The sequence below is a fragment of the Tahibacter caeni genome, from assembly GCF_024609805.1.
GTDB classification, from domain to species: Bacteria; Pseudomonadota; Gammaproteobacteria; order Xanthomonadales; family Rhodanobacteraceae; genus Tahibacter; species Tahibacter caeni.
The window spans coordinates 1-9994 of the sequence record NZ_JANFVR010000178.1 but is presented as its reverse complement, the minus strand read 5'-3'; the positions used below and the strand labels follow the sequence as shown (position 1 = coordinate 9994).

At 70.5% G+C, this 9994-nt stretch carries 7 protein-coding genes and 1 pseudogene; 1 reads left to right on the top strand and 7 read right to left on the bottom strand.

The genetic code is table 11. From position 1 onward, the window contains the following. The 7 genes and pseudogenes from NON22_RS14930 to NON22_RS14900 form a co-directional block, all read right to left on the bottom strand. A partial coding sequence (locus NON22_RS14930) for a hypothetical protein (protein WP_257387743.1) occupies positions 1 to 232 on the bottom strand: 232 nt, incomplete at its 3' end. After that, positions 225 to 1358: a succinyl-diaminopimelate desuccinylase gene (gene dapE, locus NON22_RS14925; RefSeq protein ID WP_257387742.1), complete on the bottom strand. Its 1134-nt coding sequence runs from the start codon at positions 1356 to 1358 to the stop codon at positions 225 to 227. The genes dapE and NON22_RS14930, both read right to left, overlap by 8 nt. Position 1359: 1 nt before the next feature. Further along, a complete protein-coding gene (locus tag NON22_RS14920) occupies positions 1360 to 1716 on the bottom strand; it encodes a Spx/MgsR family RNA polymerase-binding regulatory protein (protein ID WP_257387741.1) in 357 nt (118 codons plus the stop codon). Between the two features lies 1 nt (position 1717). Further along, a pseudogene (dapD, locus tag NON22_RS14915) lies at positions 1718 to 2515 on the bottom strand (2,3,4,5-tetrahydropyridine-2,6-dicarboxylate N-succinyltransferase); the annotation flags it as partial. 13 nt (positions 2516 to 2528) lie between these two features. After that, entirely contained in the window at positions 2529 to 5219 is a 2691-nt protein-coding gene (gene glnD, locus NON22_RS14910) for a [protein-PII] uridylyltransferase (RefSeq protein WP_257387739.1), read from the bottom strand. 100 nt (positions 5220 to 5319) lie between these two features. Continuing rightward, complete coding sequence (map, locus tag NON22_RS14905; RefSeq protein WP_257387738.1) at positions 5320 to 6087, bottom strand: type I methionyl aminopeptidase; 768 nt, start codon at positions 6085 to 6087, stop codon at positions 5320 to 5322. A 110-nt stretch (positions 6088 to 6197) separates the two neighbouring features. After that, complete coding sequence (locus NON22_RS14900; RefSeq protein ID WP_257387737.1) at positions 6198 to 9101, bottom strand: hypothetical protein; 2904 nt, start codon at positions 9099 to 9101, stop codon at positions 6198 to 6200. 58 nt (positions 9102 to 9159) lie between these two features. On the opposite strand from NON22_RS14900, the gene rpsB reads away from it, so the two are divergent. After that, positions 9160 to 9994 (top strand): 30S ribosomal protein S2 (gene rpsB / locus NON22_RS14895; RefSeq protein ID WP_257387736.1); only part of this gene is annotated, 835 nt, incomplete at its 3' end.

Genomic DNA, 9994 nt, shown 5'->3' with positions numbered 1-9994 from the left:
CGCGGCGCCAGCGCAGGCCGGCGCCGGCGGCGGCGAAGCGCAGCTCGCGGTAGTCGGCGCGCAGGCCGGCGTCGACGCAGCCGCCGCAGTCCTCGTCCAGTTCCAGCCCGAGCGGCGCGAGCGCGCCCTGGTTCAGCCACAAGGTCGTCGCGGCTTTCCCGCCGGCCGCGGCCGTCGCGGCGACGCCGAGGCCTGCGGCCAGCAACAGCGCTACGCGACGCCGCTCAGCCATGCGCGAGCAGCCGTTCGATGATGGCCGCATACAGCACCGGCAATCGCTGCAGGTCGGCGACGGCGACGTGCTCGTCGACCTGGTGGATCGTTGCGTTGACCGGCCCGAGCTCGACCACGTCGGCGCCGAGCGGTGCGATGAAGCGGCCGTCGGAAGTGCCGCCGCCGGTGCTCGCTTCGGCGGCGATGCCGCAGACCGCGGCGATCGCCGCGAGCGTCTGCTCGCGCAGCGGGCCGCCGCGCGTCAGGAACGGCTCACCGGACAGATCCCAGCGCACGCTGAACTCGACGCCGTGCCGGCGCAGCAGCGCCTCGCAACGCTCGCTCAGCGACGCCGCGCTGCTCTCGGTGCTGAAGCGGAAATTGAACGCGGCCTCGAGCGTTCCCGGGATCACGTTGTTCGCGCCGGTGCCCGCGGCGAGGTTGGACACCTGGAACGAGGTCGGCGGGAAATCGGTGTTGCCGTCGTCCCAGCGCGTCGCCGCGAGCTCGGCCAGCGCCGGTGCGAACGCGTGGATGGGATTGCGCGCCTTGTCCGGATAGGCGACGTGGCCCTGCACGCCGTGCACGGTCAGATAGCCCGACAGCGAGCCGCGCCGGCCGACGCGGATGACGTCGCCGAGCCGCGCGCTCGAGGAGGGTTCGCCGACGACGCACCAGTCCAGCCGTTCGCCGCGCGCGCGGAACGTCTCGGCGACGCGGCGCACGCCGTCGCGCGCGACGCCTTCCTCGTCGCTGGTCAGCAGCAGCGCGACGCGGCCCGCATGCCGCGGACGGCGCGCGACGAAATCCTCCAGCGCGATCACGAACGCGGCGACCGAGCCCTTCATGTCGGCCGCGCCGCGGCCGTAGAGGCGGCCGTCGCGCAGCACGGGCTCGAACGGCGGCGTCTGCCACTGCGCGGCCGGGCCGCTCGGCACGACGTCGGTATGGCCGAGGAACGCGAGGGTCGGCCCGTCTTCGCCGTGCACGGCCCAGAGATTGTCGACCTCGCCGTAGCGCAGCGATTCGACGCGGAAGCCCGCGCGCTGCAGGCGTCCGGCGATCAGCGCCTGGCAGCCGGCGTCGTCGGGCGTGACCGACGCGCGCCGGATCAGCGCGCAGGTCAGATCGAGCACGTCGTCCATGTCAGCCGGCGAAGCGCTGCGCGAACAGCTTGTCGTTGAAGCCGACGCTGACCTGGCCGTCGTCGGTCACGAGCACGGGCCGGCGCACGACGGCCGGATGCTCCTTGATCAGCAGGGTCCATTCCGGCGCACTCTCGGGCGACTTGCGCGCCTCGGGCAGGCTGCGCCAGGTCGTGGAGCTGCGGTTGACGAGCTTGTCCCAGCCGCCGACGGCCAGCGCCCAGGCCTTCAGGGTGTCGGCCGGCACGCGCTGCTCGCGGTAGTCGACGAACTCGTGTTCGACCTTGTGCCGCTGCAGCCAGTTGCGCGCCTTCTTGCAAGTGTCGCACTTTTCCAGTCCGTATACTTTTGCCGTCATCTCAGTCGCCCCGCAGCAGTTCGTTGACCGAGGTCTTGCTGCGCGTCTTCTCGTCGACGCGCTTGACGATGACCGCGCAGTACAGGCTGTGGCTGCCGTCGGCCGCCGGCAGCGAGCCGGACACGACGACGCTGCCGGCAGGCACGCGGCCGTAGAGGACCTGCCCGCTCGCGCGGTCGTAGATCCGCGTCGACTGGCCGATGAACACGCCCATGCCGATGACGCTGCCGCGCTCGACGACGACGCCTTCGACGACTTCCGAACGCGCGCCGATGAAACAGCCGTCCTCGACGATGGTCGGGCCGGCCTGCAGCGGTTCGAGCACGCCGCCGATGCCGGCGCCGCCGGACAGGTGCACGCCCGCGCCGATCTGCGCGCAGGAGCCGACCGTCGCCCAGGTGTCGACCATGGTGCCGGCGCCGACGTGGGCGCCGATGTTGACGAAGCTCGGCATCAGCACGACGTCGCGGCCGATGTGTGCGCCGCGGCGCACGATCGCGCCGGGCACGACGCGCGCGCCGAGCTCGCGGAAGCGCGCCTCGTCGAAGTCCTGGAAGCGCAGGTCGACCTTGTCGTAGTACGGCGCCGGCTCGGCCGGCATGACCCGGTTCGGCGTGAGCCGGAACGACAGCAGCACGGCTTTCTTGAGCCACTGGTTCACGCGCCAGCCGCCGTTGCCGTCGGGCTCGGCGACGCGCTGCTCGCCGCTCTCCAGGGCGGCGAGCACGGTGTCGACGGCCGTGCGCAGCGCCGGATCGAAGGCGGTCGGCGACAGTTCGGCGCGGCGCTCCCAGGCCGCGTCGATCAACGATTCAAGTGCTTGCATGGTGCTCCTTGGCAATGCCGGCCGCGTCGGGGGCGAGGCGCGCCTGCAGGGCCTGCAACAGCGCCTGCTCGGCGTCCGCGCCCAGCGGCCGGTCGTTCTGGTCGGTGATCTGGAAAAAGTCTTCGGCGCGTTCGCCGAACGTGGCGATGCGCGCGTCGTGAATGCGGATGCGGCGCTCGCGCAGCGCGAGCGCGACGACTGCGAGCAGCCCGGGCCGGTCGGAACAGACCAGCGACAACTGGGTGCGGCCGGTCGCCGAATCGGTGCGGAACGCGATGCGCGGCGCGATCTGGAAATGCCGCAGCGGGCGCGCGAGCGGCCGCTTGGCGAGCTGCGGCCGGTACGGCTGCTGCGCGAGCGCGCGGGCGAGTTCGCGGCGCACGCGCTCGACGCGCTCGGCATCGTCGAGCGCGCGGCCGTGGGCGTCGAGCACGAGGAAGGTGTCGAGGCTCATGCCCGAGGCCGTCGTCAATATGCGCGCCTCCTGCACCGACAGGTTGAGCCTGTCGAGCGTCGCAGCGACCGTCGCGAACAGGCCGTCGCGGTCTTCGGCGTAGACGAAGATCTCGCTGCCGCCGCGCACGCCGTCGGACTGGATCGCGACGAGCGGCAGGTCGGCCACGTCGGCGGCGAGGATCAGCCGCGTCTGCCAGGCGACCTGTTCGGGGTGGTAGCGCAGGAAGGCCTGCTCGGGAAAGTCGGCCCAGAGCGCGGCGACGTCGGCCTCGGCGAGGCCGTCGGCGAGCAGGATCTCGCGCGCCTGCTCCTGGCATTCGGCGGCCTGCGCCGACACCTGCGGCGGCCGCTCCAGGCCCGCGCGCAGCACGTAGCGCGCGGCGACGTAGAGATCGGCCAGCAGGCGGTCCTTCCAGGAATTCCAGAGCTTGGGACTCGTGCCGGCGATGTCGGCACAGGTCAGCAGATACAGCAGGTCCAGCCGTTCCCATTCGCCGACCTGCACGGCGAAGCGGTGCACGATGTCCGGATCGGTGATGTCCTGGCGCTGCGCGGTCACGCTCATGAGCAGATGCCAGCGCACGAGCCAGGCGACGAGCTCGGCCTCGCTGGCCGGCAAGCCGAGGCGATAGCAGAACGCACGCGCCTCGACTTCGCCGAGCTCGGAATGGTCGCCGCCGCGGCCCTTGGCGATGTCGTGGAACAGCGCCGCGAGCAGCAGCAGCTCGGGCTTGGCCACGCGCTGGTAGACCTCGTGCCCGAGCGCGAACTCGCGGCTCGCGGCCGCGTCGGCGAAGCGCGCGACGTTGCGCAGCACGCGCAGGGTGTGTTCGTCGACGGTATACACGTGGAAAAGGTCGTACTGCATGCGGCCGACGACCTTGCCGAACGCCGGCAGGTACTGGGCCAGCAGGCCGTGCCGGCTCATGCGCGCGAGCGCCGGCACGGCCGCGGCGCCGAGGCGCAGCAGGCGCAGGAACGCGGCCTGCACGGCCGGGTCGTCGCGCAGGCTGTCGGCATGCAGTTCCAGCGCGCTCTGCAGCCGCGCGAGCGCGTTCGCGCGCAGGCCCTTGAGCGCAGGGTTCTCGGCCAGCGCGGCGAAGATCTCGATCAGCGCGGCCGGCCGGCGCAGGAACAGCTCCGGGTCGCGCAGGTCCAGCCGATCGCCGATCGCGACGAACTGCTCGCCGACCGGCTCGGCGGCGAACAGCGCCGGCGCGGCCAGGGCTTCGTCGCAGCGCTGCAGGAACGCCGCGTTGGTCCGCTCCAGGGTCATCGCGGCGCGGAAATAATCCTGCATGAACTGCTCGACGCCGAGGTTGTCCGCGTGCTCGTCCTCGTAGCCGAGGCGCCGCGCGAGCTCGCGCTGGTAGTCGAACAGCAGACGGTCCTCCAGGCGCCGCGCGAGCAGGTGCAGCGCGAAGCGCGTGCGCCAGAGCACGCTACGCGCCGCGTCGATCGCCGCGATCTCGGCGGCCGACAACACTTCCTGAGCGACGAGCTCGCGCCAGTCGGCCACGCCGAACAGGCGCTGGCCGAGCCAGGCGATCACGTGCAGGCTGCGCAGGCCGCCGGGCCCGTCCTTCAGATTGGGCTCCAGGTTGTAGGCCGTGTCGTTGTAGCGCGCGTGGCGCTGCTCCTGCTCGGCGCGCTTGGCCGCGAGATAGGCCGCCGCCGGCCAGAGGTCCGCGTCTTCGCGCAGCGCGGCCCAGCCGGGCTCGAAGCGCTCGCTGCCGGCCAGCCGGCGGCCGTCGAGCAGGCTCGTGTAGACCGACGCGTCCTGCGACGCGAGTTCGCGGCACTGCTCCAGCGTGCGCACCGCGTGGCCAGGCTTGAGGCCGAAGTCCCAGAGGCAGGTGAACAGGGTTTCCAGCGAACGCGCGAGCGAGCCCTGCGGCGGCGCCTCGACGAGCACGAGCAGGTCGATGTCCGAGCGCGGAAACTGCTCGCCGCGGCCGAAGCCGCCGACCGCGTACAGCGCGGCGCCGGCGGCCTCGCCGACGATCGCGATCCAGATATGCCGCAGCAGGCGCTGCAAGGTCTCTGCGCGCAGCGGCACGAGCTCGTCGGCCGACACGCCGTCGCGGAAGGCCTCGGCGAACCAGCGATCCACGTCGCCGAGCCACTGGCGCAGGGCGAGCCGCGCTTCCGGCGAAATGCCCGAGCGCGGCACGGCCGCCGGCAGGCGCGGCAGGGCTGGTCTGGCCGGGATGGCGCTCATCGGACCTCGGCGCGGCAGGCGGGGGCGAAATCCACAGTAAACGCCGGATCGCGCCGCCCGCAAGCGCATGAGCGCCGCGGCGGCTGCGCGCGGCGCGGCGTCAGGCCGCCTTGGGCCAGGGAGTCAGGATCTCGACGCCGTCGTCGGTCACGGTGACCGTGTGTTCCCACTGCGCCGACAGCGAATGGTCGCGCGTGACGACGGTCCAGCCGTCGGGCATCAGCCGCGTCGCTGCCTTGCCGGCGTTGATCATCGGCTCGACCGTGAAGCACATGCCCTTCTCGAGGCGCAGGCCCGCGCCGGGCTTGCCGTAGTGCAGCACCTGCGGCTCTTCGTGGTAGACGCGGCCGATGCCGTGGCCGCAGTACTCGCGCACGACCGAGAAGCCGGCGGCCTCGGCGTGCTTCTGGATCGCATGGCCGATGTCGCCCAGATGCGCGCCGGGCCTGACCTGCGCGATGCCGAGCATCATCGCCTCGTAGGCGATCGTGCACAGGCGCTGCGCGCGCACCTCGGGCTTGCCGACGTAGTACATGCGGCTCGTGTCGCCGTGGAAGCCGTCGCGGATCACGGTCACGTCGATGTTGAGGATGTCGCCGTCCCTGAGGATCTTGCGCGCGTCGGGAATGCCGTGGCAGATGACGTGGTTGACCGACGTGCAGATCGTCTTCGGAAATCCCTTGTAGCCCAGGTTGGCCGGGATCGACTGTTGCACGTTGACGATGTGCTCGCGGCAGATCCGGTCCAGCTCTTCGGTCGAGACCCCCGGCTTGACGTACTGGCCGATCATTTCGAGCACCTCGGCGGCGAGCGCGCCGGCGATGCGCATCTTGGCGATGTCTTCGGGGGTCTTGATCGTTACGGGCATGGTTTCCTCGAATTCGGCGATTCCCTGGGCGGGCGCAAGCGGCGGATGATAACAGGCCGCCGCAGCTCCCCAGCATGGGGCGCAGGACGGCCTGCTTCAACGACCCTGCTTCACCGGGGCGGCTGGAAGCCGTCGGCGAACAGCGCATCCGGGAGTCGGCGCAGGTACCAGAGCTCACGTCCGTGCACGCCGTCGTCTGCGAGGACATAGGCGCCGTTTGCGGTCGACCGGATGACCGAGGGCGGCAGGCCGCTGCTGCGGGGCGAGGTTTCCGGCAACGCGCGCGCGTCCATTCCCTGCGCATCGGCGGCGCAGAGTTCGGCACCGCTGGACTGGGAATAGCAGCCGAACACGACGGCGACGTCGCCCAATGCCGCCATCGTCGTGTCGTAGGCCACGAACGAAGCCGGCAGCGGCGGCTGCCGCGTCCCGGCCACGGTGCCGTCGCTGACGATGTATCCGCCGCTGGCGTCCAGACTGCCGAATGCGACCAGGTGCGCGTTGCCGCCGGCGACCGCGATCGCGGTGGAGCGAAAGCCATTGGCCTCGATCAGGCGCTGAGTGCCGCCGATGCTGCCGTCGCTGGCCCAGAGCTCGACGCGGGCGGCGTATTGGAGACTGAACACGATCCGGTCGGGCAGCGCCGCCATCGCGCGCAGTTCGGCGTCCTGGAAGCCGAAGACCGTTTGGGTGCCGGCGATGCTGCCGTCGCTGGCCGTCAGGGCGCAGCCGGCGTCATCGCAGGTGACGAAATACAGCCTTCCGCCGAACACTGCCGCGGGTATCGGACCATACGGCGCATGCCGCGATCCCAGAGGAAAGGTTCCGGGCACGCTGCCGTCGCTGCGCCAGATTTCGCCGGCCTCGGTGCGCTGCAATACGGCGATACCGCTGATTTCGCCGATCGGCCGGAAGCGGCTGAAATCCACGCCGGACGGGCCGGCCGCAGTGACCGTGCCGTTCGCCGTGACGCGGCACAAGCTGGTCGACGGCAGGCTGCCGTCGCAACCGAACAGCACCGCGCCGCCATCGGCCGACGACTGCATGCTCACGGGAGCGGCGATGCCGCTCGCGAGCAGCGTGGTCATGCCCAAGGCCGCATCGGTGCGGTAGATCTCGTACGGCACATGGCTCCAGCCGCCCGTCGCGAAGATCACGCTGTCGCCGAGCCGGGCGACGGCGGCGGTCGATCCGTCGTCGTAGGCGCTTCGCGGCAGCGCATACGTCCCCGCCGCAGTGCCGTCGCTGCGCCATATCGCGGTGCGCAGCGGCAATTCGGCCGTGGGATCGCTGGCGCCGGTGAATACCAGCACGTCGTCCACGAGCACTGAGGAAGCCTGCTCGGGAGACCCATCGGCGAAGATGCCGTCGGCCGTCGCAGCGAAGATGTCGGCCACACGGCTGGAGCCGGCAGGCGTGCCGTCGCCGCGCCAGAGTTCGTCACCGGTCTGCTCGTCGCGACCGCGTCCGAGCCGCATGCCGCCGACGAGCACCGAAGCATCCATCCTGAACACCGTGGAATCCGGCCCCTGCGTCACCGCACCGGTGGCGAGATCCAGGCGCTTGAGCTCGTCCCAGGCGTTGAGCACGACACCGCCCGGCACCGGGCACAAGTCGGTCGTGCGGAACGACTGTCCCGGCTCGAGCGGAAATACGGCACGCGTACCGGCGCTCGTGCCGTCGCTGAGATAGAGCGTGCGCATACTCCCGAGCCGGTGAAAGAACAGCAGCCGGTCGCCGACCGCCTGGATCCCCTCGATCCAGTGATCGCTGCCGATGAACTCCTTGACCAATTGCGGCTGCGGTGCCGCGACCGAGCTGCGCAGCATGCGCACGCGATCCTGAGTGACGTTGCGATCGCTGAAATAAACCGCATCGCCCGTCGCTGCCATGACATAGGCCGACGCGCCGTTGTTGACGCTGAGCTCGGCCGTGCCTCCCGGCGTGCCGTCGCTGGCCCACAGCGACCAGCCGCCGCCGAACTTGTTCAGCAGCAGATAGCAATGGCCCGCGACGCGTGCGGCGACGGCATTGCCCGAATACGGCAATGACGCCAGGGACTGCGTACCGGCAACGGTCCCGTCGGTACGCACGAGCTGAAACGGCCCCGGGCCGCTGCTGCCGGCGAGCAGCGCAAAGCCATCCATGGAGCAGGCCGCAAGCGTATTGGCAGCCGGGAAACCCGAAGCCTCGACCATATGGACAGTGCCGGCCGCGCTGCCATCGGTCGACCAGACACCGCTTTCGCCCGCGATACGGAACAAAAAACGGCTGCCCGTCGTCGCGACGACCCGCGGCGACGGCACGGTGTAGTCGCCGGTCCAGCTTTCCGTCGTGAGCTGGCGCGGCGTACCGCCGCCGGTCGGCACGGACCAGAACTGCCGCGCCGGCGCGGTCGTACCCGCGCGCAGGATCACCTGCCCGTTGACGACGCCGATGACCAGCGGCTCGGACGAGTCCGGACCCGGAACGATGTCAGCAAGCTGCCGCGTCCCGGCTTCGGTGCCGTCGCTGACATAGAGCTCCCGTCCCGCCCCCGGCGTCGAGGCGGCGAAATAGGCCCTGCCGTCGGCGGCGACGAAGGCATCCGGAAACGAGGAACCAGCCGCAGGTGCAGTATTGAGATCCTTGACCAGGGTCAGGCTCAGCGAAGGCAGTTCGGCGCGCGCCCCGGGCGCTGCGGCCAACAGCAGGGCCGTCGCGAGCCAGCCCGGAAAACGCGCCCGACTATCTTGGAATACCATGTCGTCCATCCCTGTGATCCCTATGGCCGGGCATTCTAGCGGCCGGGCCCGGCCGCGGCGACGCGCGCAAGCCAGGGCCGTGCTTGCCCCTGCCCGACGCAGCCCGCTATACTCTCGCGGATTTTCCGCCCGTACCGCCTCGGTCCGGCCGGTGAATCCAGGCCGGGAGCAAGTCCCGCCACCACGGCGATTCCGCCGAATCCACACACGTTCCGTCACCGCTCCGGGGTGCTTCGCAAGAAGTCGGTCGCGGGGGAACGTGGAGGCCATAACCCCGGGTGCAGCACTTACACATCGGCCGTGCGCGCCCGCTTTTCGGAGCACTACCATGCCTCAAGTCACGATGCGCCAGATGCTGGAAGCCGGCGTCCACTTCGGCCACCAGACGCGCTACTGGAACCCCAAGATGTCGCCGTACATCTTCGGTTCGCGCGGCAAGATCCACATCATCAACCTCGAAAAGACAGTGCCGCTGTTCGGCGACGCGATGAACTTCCTGTCGGGCCTGGCGCAGAAGCGCGGCACGATCCTGTTCGTCGGCACCAAGCGCTCGGCGCGCGAAGCGGTCAAGGAAGAAGCCGAACGCTGCGGCATGCCGCACGTGTCGGCCCGCTGGCTCGGCGGCACGCTGACCAACTTCCGCACGGTCAAGCAGTCGGTCGCGCGCCTGAAGGAACTCGAAGCGATGGCCACCGACGGCCGCTTCGACCGCCTGGTCAAGCGCGAAGTGCTCGGCCTCAAGCGCGAATCGGAAAAGCTGAACATCTCGCTCGGCGGCATCAAGAACATGAACCGCCTGCCGGACGCGCTGTTCGTCATCGACATCGGCCATGAAGACATCGCGATCAAGGAAGCCAAGAAGCTCGGCATCCCGGTCGTCGCCGTCGTCGATACCAACTACGACCCGAGCCTGGTCGACTATGCGATCCCGGGCAACGACGACGCGATCCGCGCCGTGCAGTTGTACGTCCGCGCCGCCGCCGACGCCGTGCTCGAAGGCAAGGCCGCCGCGCCGCAGACCGCGGGCAGCGACAAGGACGAGTTCGTCGAGCTCGACGCCGAAGGCCACGTCAAGGCCGCGACCGACGACGCGCCGCGTGGCCGCAAGCCGGCTCCGCCGCGCGGCAAGCCGGGCGCGAAGCCGGGCCAGCGTCCGGGCGGCG

Coding starts and splice junctions, on each gene's coding strand:
- dapE (WP_257387742.1), bottom strand. CDS start 1,358: ATGGACGACGTGCTCGATCTGACCTGCGCGCTGATCCGGCGCGCGTCG.
- NON22_RS14920 (WP_257387741.1), bottom strand. CDS start 1,716: ATGACGGCAAAAGTATACGGACTGGAAAAGTGCGACACTTGCAAGAAG.
- glnD (WP_257387739.1), bottom strand. CDS start 5,219: ATGAGCGCCATCCCGGCCAGACCAGCCCTGCCGCGCCTGCCGGCGGCC.
- map (WP_257387738.1), bottom strand. CDS start 6,087: ATGCCCGTAACGATCAAGACCCCCGAAGACATCGCCAAGATGCGCATC.
- NON22_RS14900 (WP_257387737.1), bottom strand. CDS start 9,101: ATGGCCTCCACGTTCCCCCGCGACCGACTTCTTGCGAAGCACCCCGGA.